This window comes from Dysgonomonas gadei ATCC BAA-286 (genome assembly GCF_000213555.1).
Classification (GTDB): Bacteria; Bacteroidota; Bacteroidia; order Bacteroidales; family Dysgonomonadaceae; genus Dysgonomonas; species Dysgonomonas gadei.
In genome coordinates this window covers 125,839-150,218 of the sequence record NZ_GL891981.1, presented here as the reverse complement: position 1 = coordinate 150,218, position 24,380 = coordinate 125,839, and the positions used below count along the sequence as shown (strand labels likewise).

Annotated in this window: 11 protein-coding genes; 10 read left to right on the top strand and 1 reads right to left on the bottom strand. The window is 42.8% G+C overall.

Annotated features, from left to right (window positions below; all coding sequences use genetic code 11):
• Complete coding sequence (locus HMPREF9455_RS07310; RefSeq protein ID WP_006799000.1) at positions 1–4,044, bottom strand: hybrid sensor histidine kinase/response regulator transcription factor; 4,044 nt, start codon at positions 4,042–4,044, stop codon at positions 1–3.
• Positions 4,045–4,320: 276 nt separating this feature from the next.
• On the opposite strand from HMPREF9455_RS07310, the gene HMPREF9455_RS07305 reads away from it, so the two are divergent.
• The 10 genes from HMPREF9455_RS07305 to HMPREF9455_RS07260 all read left to right on the top strand — a co-directional run bounded on the left by HMPREF9455_RS07305 (position 4,321) and on the right by HMPREF9455_RS07260 (position 24,362).
• Positions 4,321–5,559 (top strand): glycoside hydrolase family 27 protein, encoded by a 1,239-nt coding sequence (locus HMPREF9455_RS07305; protein ID WP_006798999.1) that lies wholly within the window; start codon positions 4,321–4,323, stop codon positions 5,557–5,559.
• 67 nt (positions 5,560–5,626) lie between these two features.
• Positions 5,627–8,704, top strand: a complete 3,078-nt coding sequence (locus HMPREF9455_RS07300) for a SusC/RagA family TonB-linked outer membrane protein (protein WP_006798998.1) — start codon at positions 5,627–5,629, stop codon at positions 8,702–8,704.
• Positions 8,705–8,717: 13 nt separating this feature from the next.
• Complete coding sequence (locus tag HMPREF9455_RS07295) at positions 8,718–10,412, top strand: RagB/SusD family nutrient uptake outer membrane protein (protein ID WP_006798997.1); 1,695 nt, start codon at positions 8,718–8,720, stop codon at positions 10,410–10,412.
• Between the two features lie 42 nt (positions 10,413–10,454).
• On the top strand, positions 10,455–11,915 hold the full coding sequence (locus tag HMPREF9455_RS07290; protein WP_006798996.1) for a DUF4859 domain-containing protein: 1,461 nt from the start codon (positions 10,455–10,457) through the stop codon (positions 11,913–11,915).
• Between the two features lie 4 nt (positions 11,916–11,919).
• Positions 11,920–13,938 (top strand): DUF4859 domain-containing protein, encoded by a 2,019-nt coding sequence (locus HMPREF9455_RS07285; RefSeq protein WP_006798995.1) that lies wholly within the window; start codon positions 11,920–11,922, stop codon positions 13,936–13,938.
• A gap of 13 nt (positions 13,939–13,951) precedes the next feature.
• The gene (locus HMPREF9455_RS07280; protein WP_006798994.1) at positions 13,952–16,417 is read left to right on the top strand and encodes a glycoside hydrolase family 127 protein; all 2,466 of its coding nucleotides are present in this window, start codon (positions 13,952–13,954) and stop codon (positions 16,415–16,417) included.
• 10 nt (positions 16,418–16,427) lie between these two features.
• Positions 16,428–17,255 (top strand): M90 metallopeptidase family protein, encoded by an 828-nt coding sequence (locus tag HMPREF9455_RS07275; protein WP_006798993.1) that lies wholly within the window; start codon positions 16,428–16,430, stop codon positions 17,253–17,255.
• 4 nt (positions 17,256–17,259) lie between these two features.
• Complete coding sequence (locus HMPREF9455_RS07270) at positions 17,260–19,344, top strand: family 43 glycosylhydrolase (protein ID WP_006798992.1); 2,085 nt, start codon at positions 17,260–17,262, stop codon at positions 19,342–19,344.
• A 21-nt stretch (positions 19,345–19,365) separates the two neighbouring features.
• Positions 19,366–21,801 carry a glycoside hydrolase family 127 protein gene (locus HMPREF9455_RS07265; protein WP_006798991.1) on the top strand — a complete coding sequence of 812 codons (2,436 nt, stop codon included), beginning with the start codon at positions 19,366–19,368 and terminating at the stop codon, positions 21,799–21,801.
• 341 nt (positions 21,802–22,142) lie between these two features.
• Positions 22,143–24,362 carry a S9 family peptidase gene (locus HMPREF9455_RS07260; RefSeq protein ID WP_006798990.1) on the top strand — a complete coding sequence of 740 codons (2,220 nt, stop codon included), beginning with the start codon at positions 22,143–22,145 and terminating at the stop codon, positions 24,360–24,362.
• Positions 24,363–24,380: the final 18 nt, after the last annotated feature.

The following is a 24,380-nucleotide window of genomic DNA, read 5'->3' as shown; positions in this document are numbered from 1 at the left end:
TCAGGTTTTATCACGCCTTTCCAGAAAATCAGATGGCAGTACCCCATACTGTTTCTGGAAACATTTGGCAAAATACGACGGATTATTAAATCCGACCATATAGCAGACCTCATTTACGCGGTATTTATTTTCATTCAATAATTCTGTCGCCCTTTTCAGTCTTACCATCAGTAACAGTTTATTCGGGGTGATACCCGACAGGTTTTTTATCTTGGCAAATAAGCCGGAACTACTGATATGAAGCTCTTCTGCTAAATACTCGATTGTGAAATCAACATTGGCAATATTCTTTTCTATAATATCATTCACCTTTGCAAGGAACTCTTCGTCTCCCCTGTTTCCCGCGATGCTTTTCAAAGAGGCAAATGGTGTCTCCGTAAATTTCTTCAACAGGCTTCGCCTCGATTCGAGCAGATTCCTTATCTGCACTGAAAGGAATGAGATCGAAAACGGTTTCTCTATATACGCGTCGGCTCCTGTTTCCAAGGCTTCGATCTTCGATGCAATATTAGTTTTGGCCGTCAGCATTATCAAAGGGATATGATTCCAGAGTAAACTATTCTTTACCTTATTACAGAATTCTATCCCATCCATATTGGGCATCATAATATCGCTTATGATCAGGTCGATTTCCTCCTTTTCCAATAATTTTATTCCTTCTATGCCATCATTTGCCAGAAGGACATTATATCCTAAAATCAGATTCTTTCTGATAAATTCCTGCATATCCGGATTATCTTCTACAATCAGGATAGTTTGCCTGTCCTCCTCTTGTAAAGACTCCTTTAAGTTAATATCTGAAAGAGTATCATTTACATCGCTTTGCAATACCTCTTCGTGTGATTCACGTCCCTGTTCAATCGACTGTTCCACGTTTATAATATTCATTGGAAGTGTAATAGATACAGAAAGTCCTTTACCCGGTTCACTTTCAATATCTATACTCCCGTTACAAGCATCCACAATCGTTTTTACCAGATAGAGCCCCAAACCCGTACCAGCCTTATGGTTACCGGATATCTGATAGAAAGGTTTAAAAATCTTCTCCCTCTCATTTTCAGATATCCCATCTCCATTATCTTTTACACATATTATATATTTATTACCTTCTACATCAGAGCGAAATATAAGCTCTATGTAGTCTTTCGTATATTTGGATGCATTGTTGAGCAGATTACTTACCACCTTTGTCAGATTCTCTACATCTATTGCGGTACGGAAGTCCTTATCATCGTATGTATAAACGAATCTGATATGCTTATGTTCCACATAAGATTTAAAGCGGTCATACATATTTAATAAGAATTCATATACATTCTGATCCGATAAAGTAATTTGTATCGTCTCCCTTTCTATCTTTCTGAAATCGAGTAATTGGTTCACCAGGTTAAGAAGCCTCTGGCTATTACGGTCTATAATATTCAGATCGCCCTTTATATGCTCGGGCAAAGTATCCGAAGTTTCTATAATTTGTTCCAATGGCCCTATAATAAGACTCACAGGAGTGCGTATCTCGTGAGCAATGGAAGTAAAGAAATTTATTTTAGAGTCATACGCCTCTTTTTCCTGCTCATTCTTTATTTTCTCAATCCTCTCCCTATTCCTTTTTTCATCCCTGTTCCTTATATAAGTAAGAAAAGCGATGGATGCAGCAGTGGCTAACAATATATAAAAGGTCACAGACCAGTTATTCCACCAGAACGGAGGGGTAATCACCAGTTTAATTTTCAATCCCGTATCGTTCCATATACCGTCATTGTTCGATGCTTTGACCTTAAAGAAATATTCTCCCGGAGGTATATTCGTATAAGCTGCCTTACGTACTTTACCTACATAGTTCCAGTGCTTATCGAAACCTTCGAGCATAAAAGCATATTCATTTTTTTCAGGGGCAAAATAACTTAGTGCCGTATATTCGAAACTAAAGCCATTTTTATTGTAGGGTAATGTTATCTGCCGGATGCTATCTTCGCCATATGATAGATAATCGTAAAAATTCACAGACTTATTAAACAACTGAAAATCTGTAATCTCTATTAACGGAATAGATCGGTTTATCACAATCTGCTTAGGATAAAAAGCATTGAATCCGGTTGCTGTCCCCAAATATATTCTGCCGGAAGATGTCTTTATCCCAGACTTTCCTGTAAACTGGTCACTCAACAATCCATCCCCTTTAGTAAAAATACGGTATTGATTGGTTTTAGGGTCGAGACTTACTAACCCGCGGGTGGTTGCTATCCACAGGAAACCATTATCACTGAATATACTGCAAATTGAATTGCTCTGAAAATTAACCGATATTTGTATAAAAGATTGAGTTTTCGCATCGTACCGGCACAAACCGCTATTTGTTCCTATCCATAGCTGGCCGGACTCATCGAGACAAAGGCAAATAACATCGTTACTGATCAAAGAAGACTTATCCTCCGGATCAAACTGGTATGCATGCCATTGCTTTGTATCCAGATTGTAGGTATGAATCCCGTCTCCGATAGTAGCTACCCAGATCGTATTTTCCACTTGAAGTATATCTATAATCAACGTATTCAATTTTTTCATACGGAGAAAACTATCCGTTTTGCGGTCATAGAGATTTACTCCTGTTGTGGTACCAATCCAGAGATTATCACGGGAATCCTTATATAAAGCATATACATTATTAGCATCCAGAGAAGTCGAATCTGACGGATTGTTATAATAGCACTTAAACTTCTTCGTACGCAGATCCATCACATTCAACCCTCCCGAATATGTTCCTATCCATAAGTTATCATCGTATATACACAGAGCATGTACATTGTGATAAGAAAGACTGTTCCTTTTTTTATCGGGCTTATATGCAATGAATTTTTCTGTTTTTGTATTGAAGAAGTTCAGTCCCCCGTCATCTGTCCCTATCCATAGGTTACCGGATGCGTCTTCACAGAATGTACTCACAACATTACCACTTATCGAATTTTCATATCTATCGTGCGTATAACTTGTAAAATAGTTCCTGTTAGGAGATGCATAATTAATACCTCCATAATAAGTACCTATCCAAAGTCCGCCTTCCCTATCCTTATAAATAGGGTAAACAAAACGGTTCGATAATACCGGCTCCTTGATATGAGACTCTCTCTTATTGCCGATAACAGGCGATATGCTGAAAGAAGTCAGCCCGTCATTCGAGCCTATCAGCAGCTTCCCCGGCTCATATTCCATCAGGGAATGAATATGGAGTATTTTGTCTGCATTCTCTGTGTTCAGATAATTACCTTTAATTCCGGTTTTCTTATCTATTTCGAAAAGGCCATTAGTCCATGTTCCCAGCCATAGCATACCGAAGGTATCTTCCAACAGGGTATATCCTCGGAGTTGGCACAACAGATCGGAGTTAGTATCAGGAAATGCAGGAACAAACTCATCTTTCTTCTTATCTAATTTATATAACTGATATATTGTATTATTAACTAATGCCCATATCGTATTATCGCGGTCTTTGTAAACACAGGTCGTAAAAACCGGCTCCTGTTTGTTTTTCACGTATTTATTAAAGGAGTACAGCTTTAACACATCTGTGTGTCTGTTATAAAAAAACACTCCTTGTTTAAATGAACTTATCCATATATTCTCATTCTCATCGGATAAAATATTCTGTATCTTATCGTTAAGTGGAATATTCTCCTTTGTCCTATTTGTAAAAGTACGGAAACGGTCGCTTTGATAATCATAAATAGAGATTCCGGTTTCAGTCCCTACCCATAGTTTCTTGTTTATATCTTCATAAAGACTATATATATAATTATTTACGATAGATGTGCTATCCCTTGGTATATTCCTGTATGAATGAAAATTATATCCGTCGAAACGGTTGAGTCCATCCTCTGTTCCTATCCAGATATAACCTCTCGAATCCTGCTCAATAGCATATACAGTGTTCGACGACAGTCCGTTCTCTACAAAGTAATATTTAAAATTCAGCTCAATTCCTGTAAGCGGAGAAGTAAAAAGAAAAAAACATACTATCACCAGGAATGTCTTTAATATCCGTGTTTTCATATAGTATAAAGGTTTTAAGTGTAAATATCGCACTTTTTCCGGTAACACAAAATTTCAAAAAGATAGCACAATCCTACAAATGAATACCCAAACTACTGGTTTAATGCAATTTAATCTTAATTATTGTATCATAGTTAAAATATTAATTTGGATAAATTTCGCATTGTTCTGGAGATTCGTTGCATATGCCTTCAACATATTTTAACGTCTTTTGCAATAGAGGAATTGCCCGCTTCAATTCTTTGATTATTACCGGAATCTAAAACTTATTATAGTATGAAAAGCATTATCACATTCTTTTTATTATTTATAGGTATTTGTAATTTCTCCCTTGCTCAACAGGAATTTGGGAAACAAGGCCAATCAGTCATTTCTGAATTTGACAAACTTGCCCAAACTCCACCAATGGGATGGAACAGCTGGAATAAATTCGGATGCAACGTCAGCGAAAAACTGATTAAAGAGATGGCCGACGCCATTGTTTCATCAGGAATGAAAGATGCCGGCTACGAATATGTGGTGATCGACGACTGCTGGCAAACCGGACGCGATGAGGAAGGAAATATTATAGTAGATAAAGACCACTTTCCCAACGGAATGAAACCTGTTGCCGACTATGTCCACAGTTTAGGTCTCAAATTCGGGATATACTCCTGTGCAGGGAGCAAAACATGTCAGGGAAGGCCGGGCAGCCGTGGATACCAGTTTCAGGATACACGCCAGTATGCCGGATGGGGTGTCGATTACCTCAAATACGACTGGTGCTACAATGAAGGCCAGGATGCTAAAGCCGCCTATAAAACGATGAGCGACGCATTAAAGGCGTGTGGCAGACCTATCGTATTCAGCATATGCGAATGGGGCGAAAACAAACCTTGGGAATGGGGTAAAGGCATAGGCCATCTATGGCGCATCACAGCCGATATACGTGACTGTTATGATTGTAAGTTCAACTGGGGAGGAGTAGGCGTATTACAAATATTAGACAAGGCACTCACCATTAATCAATATTCCGGCCCCGGGCATTGGAACGACCTGGAGATGCTCGAAATCGGCAATGGAGGACAGACAGAAAATGAGTATCGTTCACATTTCGCTATCTGGAGCATGATGTCGGCACCATTAATGGCCGGAAACGATATCCGCAATATGGACGCACTGACAAAGGAAATACTTCTCAACAAAGAGGCTATCGCAATCAATCAGGATAAGTTAGGCAAAACAGCATTCCGGTTTGTCACATTGAATGGTATAGACATTCTCGTCAAAGCCTTATCGGATGGAGATGTGGCATTCCTGTTCATAAACCGGAATAATTTCAATATCGACCTCGACTATAACTGGAATTTCGATACAGTATATGACGAAAGCCTCGAAAACGGCTCATTATACATGAAACGCATACCGAGAAAAATCAAAAACATATGGACACAGCAGGAAATGGGTACTACTGATACCCCTCTGAAAAAAGTACTGGAACCTCATGAAAGTTTATTCGTCCGGCTCAGGAAATAACCGGAAGAAAAACACACTAGAATAAATTACTAACAACCATGAATTCGAAAACTAATTAAATCTAAAGATGAGAACAAACCTTCTAAAAATTAAACACAAAACAGCCTGTTGTATACTACTGTCATGTGTTATGCTGGGCGGGCTGGCTTACCCTCAGGTATCGGTTGCCGATAACAGCAAAGAAATACAGCAATCAAAGACAACGGTTTCGGGAACAGTCATAGATGAAAAAGGCGATGCACTGATAGGAGTATCGGTAGTAGAAAAGGGCACGATAAACGGTACAACTACCGATGTAGACGGCAAGTTTACACTTTCGGTATCCGGCACCGATTGTACGCTCGTATTTTCATACGTAGGTTTCCAGAAACAGGAAATAAACCTGAACGGACAAAGGAACATATCGGTAACACTCTCCGAAGACCTGAAAATGCTGGATGAAGTTATCGTCATCGGTTACGGCACCCAGCGAAAAGGCGATGTCACCAGCGCTATCGCCAGTGTGAAATCCGAAGACTTTTCTGTAGGAAAGATAGGCGATGCAGCCGAACTTATAAAAGGAAAGGTAGCCGGATTGAGTATTACCAATTCGTCAGGAGACCCGAATGCAACTTCCAGCATCATGCTCCGGGGTATTTCTACCTTATACGGAAATGTACAGCCACTGGTTTTAGTCGACGGAATCGAGGGTAGCCTGACAACCGCCGCTCCCGAGAATATCGCATCGATAGATATCCTGAAAGATGCTTCTGCTGCCGCTATATACGGTACGCGCGGTGCAAACGGAGTTATTATAATCACTACGAAAACAGGCAGGCGCGAATCCCATTCGGAAGTGAACTATTCGGGCTATCTGTCCTTCTCCAATTGGTATAAGACTGCCGATTTTATGGATACAAACGATATTATCTATGCACGTACCAGTTTCCCATATGAGGGGTATGATACCGACTGGCTCAAAGCAGTTACCCGCAAGGCCGGCTATACTCAGAATCATTCCCTAGAGCTGAAAGGTGGTTCCAAGACATCGGCCTATTCTGCAAATGTAACATATAGCGACGAAGAAGGGATCATGCGCAAAAGCGACAGCCGCGATCTGAAAATGCAGCTCGACTTCACACAATATGCGATGAAAGATATCCTGAAATTCAATGTTAATTTATTGTATGGTAATCACAAGAATACCAACAATGATAATAATTATGTATACAGGCAAGCCCTGATACACAATCCTTCATCTCCTATTTATAACGAGGATGGCTCATATTACGAGGAGTATAGCCGCTTTCAGTATTACAACCCGGTGGAAATACAAAACGAAATGATTGGCGACACAAGGTCCCATTATTCCCGCCTCACAGGAAGGGTTACGCTAGAGCCGATAAAAGGATGGCAAACCGAACTGATGGTATCCCTGAAAGAAAACTCTTCTACCGGACAAACATTCTATACAAGTGATTATTATAGTCAGGTAATAGCAGCATGTAAAGGTTGGGCATCCAAATCATCGAGCAACGGCCGCAGCGATAACTTAGACCTGACATCCAGATATGACTTCTCTATAGGAAAACACAGAGCTAACGCTCTGATAGGATATAGCTACCTGTACAATGTCAATGACGGTTTCAGTGCAGGAAATGGTAACTTCTCATCGGAATCTTTCTTATACAACAACTTAGGCCAGGGTACTTACCTGAAAGACGAAGACAAAACAGCAAGTATGGGGTCATACAAAAATGACAATCACCTGATTGGGTTCTTCGGTCGTGTGAGCTATGCCTACGATGACCGCTACAATATTTTAGCATCTGTACGCCGTGAAGGGTCTTCCGTATTCGGTAAAGATAATAAATGGGGAACCTTCCCTTCCCTGTCGCTGGGTTGGACTGTCAGCAACGAAAGCTTTATGAAACCATTGACCTGGATCGACAACCTGAAACTGCGTGCAGGCTATGGAAAAACGGGAGTAAACGCCCTGTCGTCTTATACTTCGCTGACCTTGTTCGGTTACGACCCTTATGGCGACCATCTGAACAAAGACGGACAATGGAGCCCATCGTTGCAGGTAACTCAGAATCCAAATCCGAAATTGAAATGGGAAACAACTCAGGAATTCAATGTCGGGCTCGACTGGGGTATTTTCGGAGGACGTTTGAGCGGATCTATAGATGTATACAACAAAAGGACAAAAGACTTACTATACAGCTACACAGTACCTGTACCTCCCAACATGTATAATTCCACTCTGGCTAATGCCGGAAAGATGAGTAATAAAGGGATAGAGATACTGATCAAAGCCGTACCTGTAAAAAATAAGGATTTTGAATACAATACCACTTTGACATTATCCCACAACAGCAACAAACTCCTGAGCCTGTCCAACGACCTGTATGAAACACGCAACTTCGCACAGGAAGGAAATGCCGGAGACCCTATAACTGTGCCTACACACTGCCTGGAAGTAGGTCACCGCATGGGAGATTTCTGGGGACTAAAATCTGTAGGCGTCAGCAAAGACGGCTTTGTGCTGGTGGAAGTATCGGATGGTAACGGAGGCTGGGTCGTAAAAGAATTCGACTCAAAATACAACGAAGAAGTCAACCGTCAACGACTAGGAAATGGCCTGCCTCAGGTATATGCCGGTTGGGGACATACATTCCGCTACAAGGATTTAGACCTTAGCATGCAATTCACAGGTCAGTTCGGATTTAAGATTTTAAATCTTCAGCGGGCTTTCTACGAAAACAATTCGATAGCTTACAACCGCCTGAAATCGGCAGCCAAATGGTATGGGGCAGTGGACACAAGCGGTGCGCCGGTAATAGATCCGGCTACAGGACAGCAATTGCAGGTACAATTATCAAGCTCGATGTCGCAAGGCGTATGGAGTGACCATATCGAGAACGGAGACTTTGTGAAATTAGCTAATCTGACATTAGGATATAATCTGCCATTATCAGGAGCCGTCAAAGAATATATCAAAAAAGCCAGAGTATACGTATCAGGTCAGAACCTGTTTTGTATTACAGGCTATTCAGGCCTGGACCCGGAAGTATCTAACTATTTCAGGACACCGGGTATAGACGGCCGCGACAAATATCCTACCACCCGTTCATTCACAATAGGTGTAAATCTAAATTTCTAATACCAGTAAAATCATGAAATTAATTAAAAATACTATAATAGGGCTGGCAGTAAGTTCATTGTTAACTTTCGCAGCTTGTACAGATCTATCTGAAAATGTATACGACCAACTGACAGATGAAACAATAGATATAACAGACGAACAGGCTGTAGGCGAAATGATGGGAGAAGCATATGCACAGCTGCGTTATCTCTATTGGGGATGGAACGGTTATTTCGACCTGATGGAAGAATGCAGCGATACGTATATGACACCAAAACGCATCGGTGTGGGTTGGGGCGACTTATATGTATCCATGCACAAACACAGCTGGAACTCTTCATTAGGCCATACCGAAGGTTTGTGGAATTATGCCTATGTGGGTATCGGCTACACCAACAAATGTCTGGATATATTATCGGATACGGGAGTAGAACAGGCCGAAATGCGCTTTATCCGGGCACTGAACTACTATATCCTGCTTGATGCATTCCGCAATGTACCCTTGGAAACAACACAGAATATACCCGAAGGCCATCTTCCTCAGCAACAGAATGCCGAACAGATTTTCGAATTTTGTGTAAGTGAACTTAATGCCATCAAAGACGATCTCAGCAAAGAAAAAATACACGGCTATCCTAACCGCTATGCTGCCTGTATGGTATTGGCCAAGTTATATCTGAATTACAATGCATACTTCGGGACCACAGGCACTGATTATTATGAAAAAGCGCTGACTGAAGTAAACGAAGTGATTACCGACGGCGGATTCTCTCTGGCTCCAAATTATCTTGACAATTTCAAAGCTGATATTTCAGGATCACCCGAAGTTATATTCGCAATTCCTTTGGATAAGAAAAGGGCAGCCCACAATTATCTGGTTAACAAATGCCTGGTAGGTGCAGGAGCAGCTGCCTACGGATATTCAGGAGCACCTTGGAACGGCAGTTGTGCAGTACCTCAGTTTATCGACAGCTACGACGCAGCCGACAACCGTAGTAAATATACATGGACAGGCGGTGTACAGAAAAGTGCAACTAAAGATACCGATGGCAACTATATCCCTCAGTCCGGAGACCCGATACCTTTCACATCCGATGACTGGTCGGGACAAGGAGTACTCAATTATTCAAAGAATGTACACTCTATAGATAATCCCGGAGCATATCAGCAAGAGGGCTACCGTTTTGTAAAAAGTGAAATCGTAGGAGGTGATGCAGGCACATATGGTAACGATGTTGCATTTTTCCGTCTGGCAGATGCCATGTTCATCAAAGCGGAATGCTTGCTACGATTAGGCAGGGACGAACAGACTGCTGCCAGTCTGATTACAGATATCCGCAAGCGTTCATTCGATTCTGCGGCAAAGGCAACCCGCACAATTGCCGATCTGAAAGGCGGAAGCGTATATGATTACGGTCACCGCGAGTATACCAGCGAAGGCTATGCAAACTGGGATCCTGCATCTTACAAGAGTACTTCGGAAAAAGGGAATGACATTGTATTAGGAGGCTTACTCGACGATCTGGCCTGGGAATTTGTAGGTGAACATCATCGTCGTCAGGATCTGATAAGATTCAAAATGACCGACGGCCGCAATGTCTTTAACGGAAAATCATGGTTCTGTAAAGATGCGACTACCGAAACACATTGGGACTATTTCCCGATACCTAAATCTGCGATGGATGGAAATATATCTCTCGTTCAGAATAAGGGATATAGTAATTAATCCATTCAGAAAACAATTGTTAAATAAAAAGAGAAATTCAAAATGAAAAGCATATATCTATATATAATATTTATCGCTCTCTTTGCCGTAGGTTTGAGCAGTTGCAGCGATAACTCGGATTTTTGGGGACTGCATACATTAACTCAGGAGGAGATTGATGAAATTGCCCGTCAGGAAGCTGAAAAAGAGGCGCAGAAAAACAAAATCAATGCAGATCTGATATTAGAATATTCAGTGGATGTGGTTATAAGCCAGACCCTTTATGATGGCGCCACACTGGTAGTAGAAATGAATAAAATAGCTGAGCTGTTCGGAATCACCGAAGAGCAATTGATACTGGGCATTGCAGGAGAAAGCGGAGCTCCCGAAATCAAGGGTTTCGGTATACTAGGTACCACGCATGCAGACGCTGGTTCCATGACAAATACAAATGCTCCCTGGGGGCACTGGTGGGATAAGAACGGCGATATTACCACATGGGGTACAGATGCCATGGTATTTGCCGAATATAATACGGAAGATAAACAATTCGCGATAGGACAATATCCGGGACATCTGGTAGAAGGGCAAACCGTTAAGTTCATCGAATGCCTGAAATACAATGAAAAACGTGCAGCTGTAGTTATAACAGTAAAAGCCAAAACAGCAGGTGCAATAACTGCTCCGGTAATTAATACTCAGGAACTCAGCATCAATGTAACACCAAGAAGCAGCTACGATCAGGATCCACTTAAGTTCAACCTGACGCAGACAATGAGCGATCTGGGTATATCTTCGATGGATGATATAAAATTCCTCGGTGTGAAAGAAGACGGCAGTTATGCTCAGGAAGCTGTTACAGGTACAGGATTCTGGTATGACATGAACGGATTTGTCGGCGAGTATGGTGACAATGCCAGTGTATACACTACCTACGGAGACTTTGAGGATGATGAAATAGGAATAGGGCAGATGCCTGACAATCTGGAAGAAGGACAGTCCTTCACTATCCGCTACGCTTTCCTTGCCAATAACAAAATAGAGATGTTCAAAATCACAGTGAACGTTATTGCCTACGAAGATCCGGAAACACCTCCGGCAGGCACACCGACTACAATAGAAAAGAATATATCGTTGAGCAAGCCTTGGAGTAACGACTATGCCAGCGTGCAGGAAAATATTCAGGATATATTACGGGATGCTTTCAAGATGACTACTTATCAGATACATAAAGCGATTGCTTCCAAAGAACTGAAAGTATATCTGAATACCGAATCTGCCGAAGACCCTACTTATACAGGTGACGCTCCGGGTTACTGGATTACCAAGGAAGGTGTGTCAGCAGCATGGGCAGAAGGTATTGTGTGGTGCAGTATAGGCCACAGCGAAACCGAATTATACCTATATGGAGGTAATCATCCTGACAATGCCGTTGCCAGTGATGCCGTTTCAACTAAAATGATAGTTACGTGCAATGGTGGCAAAGCCATTTTCAATATTACATTTACCCTTACCAGCGAATAATATCATGTTGTTCAGATTCAATATAAAATTACATAAGCCTGCCATGGCAGGCTTATGCTTCTACGCACTTTTTTTCTTTCTTATCGCCGGAATTACAAGTACTGCTTTATCCGGTTGCAGCGATAGTAAGGAAGATATAGTAATACCTGAACCCGAACCTGAAGACACAACAAAAATAGATACAGTCACTGTTCTGAAACCTGAAGATATACAAGACTATGAAAAAATTTATAAACCGAAGGAGTTCAGCAGTATGGATATGCTCCGGGCAGACAGCAAATGGTCGTTTGTACGCAGCAAGCAGTCAGACCACTTTATAGTCTTTTGGGAAAAAGGATTCGGGGACAATCCCAATGCATCGACGGTTTCCGAAGCATTGCGCGTAGATATAGACGATCTGCTAAAGAAGGCAGAAACTTATTATGAGACAAATATCAACACGCTGAAATTTGCAGAAACAGGTAAAGGTAAATCCAATCTCGACAAATACAAGATGCAGATTTATATGCTTTACCAGACCGAATGGCTGGCGACAGGCGGAGGATACGACGACATCATCGGCGGGCTGTGGGTGAATCCAAGCACCTGCAAACCCGTAGGCTCGACGATTGCCCACGAAATCGGGCACAGTTTCCAGTATCAGGTCTACGCCGACCTGATTGCGAACGGAAGTTCCAACGACTTCACCCGTGGATTCCGATATGGATACGGAGGCAACGGAGGTAATGGATTTTGGGAACAGACCGCACAATGGCAATCTTTCCAATCATATCCGACGGAAGCTTTCGAGTCTTATAACTTCAACGTATACATGGATAACTATTTCCGTCATACCGGACACGAGTGGCAACGCTATGCCAGCTATTTCATCCACTATTACTGGACGGATAAGCACGGGATAGACTACATAGGTAAACTATGGCGCGAAGCCGTTAGCCCGGAAGACCCGATGGAAGCACATATCCGTCTCAGCAACCTGAGCATGGATAACTTCAATGCCGAAATGTATGATGCTGCCACCCGCTTTGTAACGTGGGATATAGATGCCATCCGCACCAATGGGAGCAACTATATAGGCAAGCACAGCTATAAACTCTATACCCTCCCTGATAAAAGTTATCAGGTAGCATATAGCCATTGCCCGGGTACAACAGGATACAACGTTATTCCATTGAATGTACCGGCAGAGGGAACAGTTGTCACTACTTCCTTCGAAGGCCTGCAACCGGGTTCTTCACTGGCTTCCGGCGATCCGGGGATATGTACCATCGGTGAGAAAACCAGCACTGTGACCAAATACAATAACGGTAGTCTAACGAGAGCAGGATGGCGTTACGGATATGTAGCACTGCTGAGCAACGGACAGCGTGTATATGGCGAAATGAACCGGAAAGCGAAAGCCGATGTGGAATTCACAATCCCTGCAAACTGCGAAAAACTATGGTTCGTCGTATTAGGTGCACCGGGTTCATACAAATCGCATCCCTGGGATGAAGACGAAAGCAATGATGAACAGTGGCCATATAAAATAAGTTTTGCCAATACGGACGTTCTGGGAAATATCAATTTTACAGGAGATGAAAAGCATGAAAACACTGAGTTTACATTCGATGCACGCTTCCCTGCAAGTGCAACGGAATATACCGGAGGAACCGTCAGCCTGGATTATACCGAATTGGTAAAACTGGCAAGGGCATTCGTGCTTCAACCGGGCGAAATAACATCTGCCTTAGGTAAAAGCATCAAATTCTATGCCGTGGAGAGTAGCGGGAGCCTGAATGCCACAACTACGGCGAATGGCTACGGACACTGGTTCGATGCCGCAGGAAATGTATGCAACTGGGGAGATGTCAGCAAAGTATTCTCGGAATATTCCGAGTCCGGTTTCACATTTACAATAGGGCAATATCCGGGGCATTCTTCATCAGGAGATAAGTATACCATCCGGCAGGCATTAGTATACGAATATGAGGCCGGAAAAACGGTACAGGCAACATTTACATTCAATGTTACTATTCAATAAAAACTAAAGATACATGAAAGAAAAACTAGCATTAATTCTTGTTACTGCAGGGCTAATGTTCTCGTGTGAAACTATGGAGGAGCCATCAGCTGTAAAGCTCGGCGAAATCAAGGAAGTTCCGTTTACAGATGTTCATTTTACTGACGAATTCTGGCTGCCGCGTATGGAAATCAACCGGACGGTTTCTATCCCGTCGGCATTTCATCAGTGTGAAATCAATGGACGGTTCGACAACTTTGCATTGGCAGGAGGACTTATAAAGGGTGAACACAAAGGGGATTTCTCCTTCGACGATACCGACCCTTACAAAATTATAGAGGGAGCATCTTATTCCCTCGCCGTAAAATACGATCCGAAATTAGACGCATACCTCGATAGTGTAATCACTCTTATTGCAGCAGCTCAAGAGCCGGATGGCTATCTTACCACCTGCGTCACCAACAAATGTACACGCCTGTCGGGTTGGTGGGGAAGTTCCCGCTGGGAGAAAATCAACAGCCACGAATTATATAACAGCGGTCACCTTTACGAAGCAGCCGTTGCCCATTATCAGGCAACTCAGAAGAGGACATTATTAGATGTGGCCATCAAGAATGCCGACCTCGTTTGTCAGGTATTCGGCCCTAACGAAGGACAAAAGCATGTTCCGTCGGGACATCCGATCGTAGAAATGGCTTTGGTAAAACTATACAGTGTAACCGATGATAAGAAGTATCTGGATATGGCGCGTTACTTTGTCGACGAAACAGGACGTGGTACCGATGGGCACAGGCTCAGTCCATATAGCCAGGACCATATGCCGATACTCGAACAGGAGGAAATCGTAGGGCACGCCGTACGCGCCGGATACCTCTATTCGGGAGTAACGGATGTAGCTTCTATGCAGCACGACCATAAACTGTTCGATGCTGTGAACCGTGTATGGGATAATATGGCGAGCAAGAAGCTATATATCATAGGGGGCATTGGTTCGCGGGCACAGGGCGAAGGATTCGGCCCTGATTACGAACTGAATAACTTCAATAACTATTGCGAGACATGTGCATCGATAGCCAATGTATACTGGAATCAGCGCATGTTCCTTGCCACAGGTGAATCCAAATATGTAGATATACTGGAGAGAGCTCTTTACAACGGACTGATAGCGGGAGTTTCCCTGAGCGGAGATAAATTCTTCTATGGAAATCCGCTGGCATCGGACGGAGGATTCGAACGTGCACCTTGGTTCGGTTGTGCATGCTGTCCGGGAAATGTTACCCGCTTTATGGCTTCTGTTCCGGGATATGCATATGCTGTAAATAAAAAAGATATTTATGTAAACCTGTTTGTGGAAGGGAATTCCAAAATCAAAGTGGATAACAATGAGGTGGAACTGGTACAGAAGACCAAATATCCATGGCAGGGAGAAGTAGAAATAGAAGTAAATCCTGCGGCGAAAGAGAAGTTTACCATGCTGGTTCGTATTCCGGGATGGGCAAAAGGACAGCCTGTTCCTTCCGACCTGTATCAATATGTTGACGGAGCAAAACCGGAAGTCAAGATTTCGGTAAACGGACAAGATGCAAAGAAAAAAATCCGGGGCGGATACGCGGTTATCGAACGTGAATGGAAGGCCGGAGATAAAATCTCCATACATATGGATATGCCGGTAAGAAGAGTACAGGCACATAAAGAAGTGAAATACGATGAAGGCCTTTTATCTATGGAGCGTGGCCCCATTGTTTATGGACTGGAAAGTATAGACCAGAAGAAAGATTATCTATTTGATGTAGTGATTCCGCGTGATTCGAAAATCGAGTCTCATTTCGAAAAGAATCTGCTGAACGGCGTTATGGTACTCGAAGGAAACGCTTATTCGGTAGAGAAAGATTCGGTAAATGGCAACACAATAGAAAAACCATTTACGTTCAAGGCTATCCCTTACAGCACATGGAACAATCGCGGACAGGGGCAGTTGGTAGTATGGACACCCGAAACATCTCAATACGCTATTCCAAAACCCGAACCTACTATCGCATCTCAGGCCTTGCAGATAGGCGGATGGGGATTCAACGACCAGTTCGAACCGAAGTCTTCTGACGATATTAATACCCCGTACCACTACTGGTGGCTCAAGGCAGGAACAGAAGAATCTATCGGATATAAGTTTCAGAAACCACAGAAAGTATCGAGCGTGGAAGTATATTGGCTCGCATTCGAGCATTACGATGTTATTTACAAAGCTCCCGAATCATGGAAGTTGCTGTATAAAGACGGAAACGCATGGAAAGAAGTTAAAAACACTTCGTCTTACGGCACGGAAATCGACAAATACAATAAGGTGACCTTTGAGCCAATAACCACTACAGAATTGAAGCTGGTAGCCCAGTTGCAAAGACCGAAAGCCGAAGGTGCTTCGGATGAAAACGGGCCTCAGGTAGTAGATGTAGGCCGCAAGGGGTATTCGGGCGGTGTCATAGAATGGAAAGTTAACCCATAGAACAGAAGCAATGATGAAAACAGGATTACTATATTCATTCTTTTCTATATTACTGATAATATCTCTTTATAGCTGCTCCGACAAAAAGGGGCAGCTTTCTTCCGATGAAGTCAAGGTTACCGCTGTACCCGATACACTAGGCATAGACCCTTTCTACAAAAAATATGTAGATGCCGGGGGAATTCCCGTAGTATCGTCGGCAAATGTAAACGACTCAGCGCTCGTCAGGGCAAGTAAAGTGATTTCTCAGGTATTATCAAAACGCGAAGATGTGAAGAAAGCCATGATAGCCAAAGGCTGTAAGGTAATGATTATCGGAGAAAAGGAAGAAGTCTGCGATATTCCCGAATATAAGGAAATATGCGATACTCCCGAAAACATTGCTTACTGGAACAAGCGGGCACGCGGCTTCGGCGGAGCACCCGAACACGACTTCAGTGCCAGTTGCGGCGAGGAGAATGTGATTTGTCTGTCCGGCGATAGATATAAGGGGGAAAGCATTCTTGTACACGAATTTGCACATATCATTCATATGGTGGGTATTCTGGGTATAAATCCAAATTTCGACAACGAACTGGAAGCATTGCGGCTGAAAGCGATAGAAAAAGGTTTGTGGGAAAATACGTATGCTATCAGCAACAAAGAAGAGTATTTTGCAGAAACAGTGCAATCATTTTTCGACTGCAATAAATATTCGGCCGAACCAAATGGAGTACATAATTCTATTAACACACGGGAGAAACTGAAAGAATATGACCCCGACATGTATAACCTTTTATTGCAATATTTTCCCAAAATAGAATTGGATTTATGCAGTGATAACAAGACTAATCTGTAACAATATGAAAAAGGCCTTATATATCCTATTGTTTATTCTTTCTTTCCATACATTGTATGGGCAGGAAGTAAAATATAATACTCCGGGAGCAGGAAACCCTATTATTCCGGGTTACTTTGCCGACCCCACAGTCCGTAAGTTCGGAGATACATATTATATCTATGCCACTACCGACGGCACAGGGCTGGGTGTAGGCCCTGCACAGGTTTGGAAATCAAAAGATTTTGTAAACTGGACTATCGAACCGATGAACTGGCCAACAGCCAACCAGATATGGGCGCCGGACGTGATGCAGGGTACCGACGGACGATATTATAATTATTATAGTCAGGCATGTAAAATATTCTGCGGGGTATCGGATAATCCCACAGGCCCGTGGACAAATATACTCGGCCCGGATGAGGCAGTACTTATTCCCGACCGTTATGTGAAAATGTCCATTACCCTCGATGCACAAAGTTTCATCGATGACGATGGCTCTACCTACCTCTATTGGGGTACATGGGGAATATACAAAGATCACGGCTGCGGTGTAGGCAAACTGAGCGCCGATATGAAAAACCTTGTAGATACTACGCTGATACCGAATACACAGGCTACCGATTTTTTTGAAGCGCCGTATGTATTCAAACGCAATGATATTTATTACCTGACTTATTCTTCGGGTTCGTGCCACGACCATACTTACCGCGTGCAATATGCGACCAGCAAGGTAGGGCCAATGGGACCTTTCGAATTTGCAGACAATAATCCGATACTGTCTACAAGTGCCGACAGCACCATTCATGGGCCGGGGCATCACAGTATACTGCAAGAGGGTGACGACTATTATATCGTTTACCACAGGCATAACATTCCGCAATCGACACGTGGCTTTTTCAGACAGATAGCAGCCGACAAACTCGAATTCGATAAGGACGGACGCATACAAAAAGTAGATGCAGGACATAAAGGAATCGGGTTCTTACAGAAAGATTCTAATCCATATAAGAATATCGCTTTCGGGGCAAGGGTAAAAGCCTCATCGTATTACGATGAGAATTTTAAACCCGAATATGCCGTAGATGATAATAATGCTACACTTTGGCGTGCCGAAAGCTGCTACAAAGATGAATGGATAGAACTGGATTTAGGTAAAGAACAGAATATTAAACGTATATGGACACAATTCGAACATGCCACATCATTTTATCAATATTTCTATGAAACATCTGCCGATGGTAAAATATGGACGGTTTTTTCTGACAAACGCAATAATATACTTGCCGGAAGCCCGATGACAGACCATGGCGATGTAAAAGCAAGGTATATCCGACTGACAGTTACAGGAAACGAGAAAAATGGTTTATTCCCTGCCGTATGGAATATAAAAGTATTCTCAGAAGGAGAAGACCCATTCCCGAATAACAGCCAGCCATTCGACAAGCAGGCAAAGGTAGCCACGCCGAAAAGACAAGGATTACTGTTCGAAATCAATGCAAACAGTTATCCTGCAGGCTCTCTGGTGGCAAGGATATTTAACGAAAAGAACAAAAAAGAAGGATTCGACGCTTTCTCTATGGCTGTTCCTATCAAAAACTATAAGAGCAAAACGGCTTTCGCATTTAATGGATATCAGCAGTTCAGGTCTGATTTCGGATTGCCCGAAACTATGACAGGCAATGCACCTTACAGCATTTCAGCATGGATAGCATCCGAAAATCCGAAAGAAAACGAATGTATACTCGATATCAACGAATCGTATGGCGAACTGGAGAAAATAATCTTCGGGTATGGAAGCAGTCCCCGCAGCGGAATCACCATGCATCACGGCTGGTACGAAGATATGGGAATCAAAGATATTAGAACCGACGGGGACTGGAAACATATAGTTGTTACCTTCGATGGATATAAGGAAAAAATATATATTAACGGTATATTTGTAAAAGAAAAGGATATTTTTCTGCGTGTAGGAAAAAGCGAAAAAATTACTTTAGGTACTAAATTTGATGGAGAACATCGTTTCACCGGATACCTCAACTCTCTCAGGTTCTATGATACACCATTGACACAGAATGAAATATCGGAACTTTATAATCAAGGAAAATAATATAACAAAACAGATATAGCTATGAAAAAATTAAGTTTAGTAGTTCTTTTACTCACCTGCTACTGGCTAACAGGCTGGGGATGCAACCATCCCGGACACAACCATGTACATGAGCAGAAAGGAGACAATAAGGACTACCCTATCCAGCCGGTAGCCTTTACTTCAGTTAAATTCTCGGATAAGTTCTGGGCACCGCGTATCCGTATCAATCAGGATGTGACAATACCGATTGCTCTCGGCCATTGTTACAATACAGGACGGGTAGATAATTTCAAGAAAGCGGGTAAACTGATACCGGGTTATTTTGCTACTCAACTGACTTTCGACGATACCGATATTTATAAGATCATCGAAGGCGCGGCTTATTCTATTCAGATGTTCCCTAATAAGGAACTGGAAGCCCGTATGGATACTCTGATCTATTACATACAAAAGGCTCAGGAACCTGACGGATATCTATATACGGCACGTACTGCAGGAGAACCGGGTAAACTGCACGAATGGGTAGGCGAAAAACGTTGGGAAAAAGACCCTGACCTCAGCCATGAGCTATACAATTGCGGTCACTTGTACGAAGCGGCAGTCGCTCATTACCAGGCGACAGGAAAACGCTCCCTGCTCGATGTGGCTATCAAAAATGCCGACCTGCTGGTAAAAGACTTCGGGCCGGGTAAACTCGCTTACGAACCCGGACATCAGATCGTAGAAATGGGACTGGCAAAGATGTACCGTGTGACGGGTAAAAAAGAATATCTCGACCTCGCCAAATATTTCCTCGACCTGAAAGGCCACGGACACAGCGGCGAATATAGCCAGACACACAAGCCTGTCATCGAACAGGACGAAGCTGTAGGACATGCCGTGCGTGCTGCCTATATGTACTCAGGGATGGCCGATGTGGCTGCTTTGACCGGGAATGAGGCTTACCTTCACGCCATAGACAAGATTTGGGACAATGTAGTTACCAAGAAATTATATATCACAGGGGGCATCGGAGCAACAGGCCACGGCGAAGCTTTCGGTAAGAATTACGAACTGCCGAATATGTCGGCCTACTGCGAAACCTGCGCCGCTATCGCCAATGTGTACTGGAATCACAGATTGTTCCTGCTTCACGGTGATTCGAAATATTATGATGTGCTGGAACGTACTTTATACAACGGATTAATTTCGGGTATCAACCTCGACGGCAATCGCTTCTTCTATCCGAACCCGCTGGAATCGGTGGGACAGCACGGACGCAGCGAATGGTTCGGCTGTGCATGTTGCCCGAGCAATGTATGCCGCTTTATGCCTTCGATACCGGGATATGTATATGCTAAGAAAGATGATAAGATATATGTGAGCCTTTTTGTAGAAAGCGAAGGTGAAATAGAATTGGGTAAAAACAAAATCAATCTGTCACAGAAGACCGGTTATCCGTGGGATGGCAATGTAACCATCAATGTAGACCCTGCGAAATCAGAGAAATTCGATGTGCTGGTGAGAATACCGGGATGGGCATTGAATAAACCTGTACCAAGCGACCTTTACACTTACCTGAATCCGAAAAAGGAAACTGTAAAGATAAAAGTGAACGGAAAAGATGTAGATTACACAATAGGAAGTAACGGTTATGTAACTCTTTCACAGAAATGGAAAAAGGGAGATAAGATAGATGTATCATTCCCGATGGATGTCCACAAAGACGTGGCAAACGAGAAAGTAGAAGACGACAGGGGAAAAGTAGCTATTGAGCGCGGCCCTATCGTATATTGCCTGGAATGGGTAGATAATAAAGACCGTGTACTGAATGCCGTACTGGACGATAATATCGTATTTACAGAAACTTTCCTATCCGATAAGCTGAGCGGAATCATGCAACTGGAAGCAAATGCCAAAAGCGCATCGCGGGATAAAGACAATAACGTAATTGTAGAAGACAAGCACCTGACCGCTATCCCGTATTATGCATGGTCGAACCGTGGCTCGGGTGAAATGGCTGTATGGATACCGCGCACAGTGGAATCGACACGCCCATTGCCACCTCCGACTTTCTGTACGAATGCGAAAGTATCGTCCTCGTCTCCTAACAAATCGATGAGCAGTGTAAACGACGGTTATTGGCCGAAGGACTCGAATGACAGGCATGTACCGTTCTTTACCTTGTGGCCGAAGAATAATTCACAGGAATGGATTGTCTACGATTTCGACAATCCTGAAACATTCTCTACTGCATCGGTATTCTGGTACGACGACGGGCCTTGGGGCGGCTGCCGCATTCCTCTGTCGTGGGGTGTACAATACAAGGACGATAAGGGAGAATGGGTAAATGTGAACGCCAAAACGCCGGCTAAACCGGAAAAGAATGCGCTGAACAAAATAGAATTCGAACCTGTAACAAGCCAGAGTGTACGCCTGCTATTCCAGTTGCCTGTACAAGAATCGGTAGGTGTTTATGAATTCGAAGTGAAATAGCACATGTAAATTATGACAGAGGATATGCAGAAACGATTTGTAAAGTTTTAGTATGCATATCCTTTTGTTTTTTGATAAAAGTTTATCTATACAGTTGAAAGCCGATAGTCTTTAGCTGTTAGCTTATAGCTCTTTGAAAAAATAATTAGTAAATTAACAGATTAAAGTGTAACCTTTGTTACCTTTTAAGAGTTACGAGTTACTTCGCCCTGCGGGCAGTTACGAGTTACGAGTAGACGAGATACGAGTTGTTAACTGATGACTGCTAACTGTTCACTGATTTTCCGTTACCTCTGTTACTTTTTAACTATATATCGTTAATATATGCAAATAAATATACAATGAGAAAATTACTGCTTTTCACTTTACTTATTTCTTCTTTTGCCTACGGGCAAACTATCGACAGCCTGTACAAGCAAGCTGACAGGTTCAGAGATAAATATACTGACAAATACTATTATGGTTTGTCAGATATTAAGCCTGTAAACGAATCGCATAGCTTCTGGTATCTGACCCGTACACCGAAAGGAAGTGAATTCTTCCTGATAAATGCAGATAAAAAAGAGGTCAGTCCGGCCTTCGATCAGCAAAAGCTGGCTACAGCTTTAGCCAAAGTAATCAATAAGGAAACTGATCCGTATAAACTACCATTCAGGACATTACAATACAGTAAGAATATGGATTCGATCTACTTCTCTGTAGATGAAACCAAATATACCTGTCTGTTAGCCGACTACACCATCTCCAAAGACAAAGATCAAACTCCCCGTAATGATTATTATTGGGGTGGTATCTTTAAGGAAGACAGGAAAGATAAGGTGAAATCACCTGACGGGAAGCAAGAGGCGTACATCTCGGAAGGCAATCTCTGGGTGACCGATTTGGCTACAAAAGAGAATAAGAAGATAAGTATCGACGGCTCTGTTTCTGAATATTATTCGTCAAATATCTATTGGTCGCCCGACTCTAAGAAGATAGTATGCTGCAAATACCGTCCTGCCGAAACACGTAAATTATTACTTATCGCGTCTTCTCCAAAAGACCAGCTACAGCCAAAAACGGAGGAGTATGATTACCCGAAGCCGGGTGATGCGCTCCCTATCAGGCGTCCTGTGGCATTTCTGGTAGATGAAGGAAAAACCATTGAGTTTAAAGTCCCTGATGTGGAAGCGCAATTCAGTCTGGATGATATAAAATGGGATAAAGAGAGCCGTTACTTTACATTCAGTTTCAATAAGCGCGGACATCAACAGTATGTTATTTATGCAGGAGATATTTCGACGGGGAAATTACGCCCTGTTGTAGATGAAAAAAGCCAAACATTCGTTTATTACAATGCATTATACCAACATTGGTTCGAAAACGGAAAAGAACTGCTATGGATATCAGAACGTGACGGCTGGCGGCATATCTATCTCTACGATGTATTCACAGGAATGGTGAAGAAACAATTGACAAAAGGCGAGTGGGTGGTAAAATCAGTTGTCAATGTGGATGAAAAGAAACGGACACTGATATTCAAAGCCTGTGGCATGGACAAAGGGGAAGACCCATATCTGGAAAAGTATTATTCATTAAATATAGATAATGGTAAAATACAGCCGCTTACGCCGGAGAATGCGAATCACAATGTGACCTTCTCTTCCGATTATTCTTACTTTGTCGACAATTATTCGCGCGTCGACCTGCCCCCTACCCTTGTCGTGCGGTCTGCGACAGATGGAAAGGTTATATTGAAACCTCAGCAACAACCGGATATAACTAAAGCTGTAGAAGCAGGATGGCGTATGCCGGAAGTATTCTCGGCAAAAGGTCGGGACGGACAGACTGATATATGGGGAGTAATTATACGCCCAACGAACTTTGACCCGAATAAGAAATATCCTGTGATCGAATATATTTATGCAGGTCCGCACGATTCGCACGTTCCAAAATCATTTGCCATCAGCCAACGGTGCAGCGAACTGGCCGAACTCGGCTTTATAACGGTGATGATCGACGGTATGGGCACTGCTAACCGATCAAAAGCATTCCACGATGTATGTTGGAAGAACCTGAAAGATGCAGGTTTCCCCGACCGCATCGCATGGATGAAAGCGGCAGCAGCCAAATATCCGGAAATGGATGTAGAGCATGTCGGTATCTACGGAGCTTCGGCAGGAGGACAGAATGCAATGGGCGCATTGCTGTTCCATCCCGGATTTTATAAAGTGGGTGTAGCAGCCTGCGGTTGCCACGATAACAGGATGGACAAAATATGGTGGAACGAACAATGGATGGGTTATCCTGTAGGCAAAGAATATGAAGAATGTTCGAATGTGGTGAATGCCAAATTGCTGCAAGGCAATCTGATGTTGATACTCGGCGAACTGGACAGTAATGTAGATCCGTCTAGCACATTACAGGTGGTAGATGAACTGATAAAGCAGAATAAAGAATTTGAATTTGTGATGCTACCGGGAGTAAGACATACTTTAGGCGGGGATTACGGGGAACGTAAGCGTCGCGATTTCTTTGTGAAGCACTTACTTGGGATTGAAGCACCGGTATGGAACAAATAAAACAAAAATCCGTCTGTA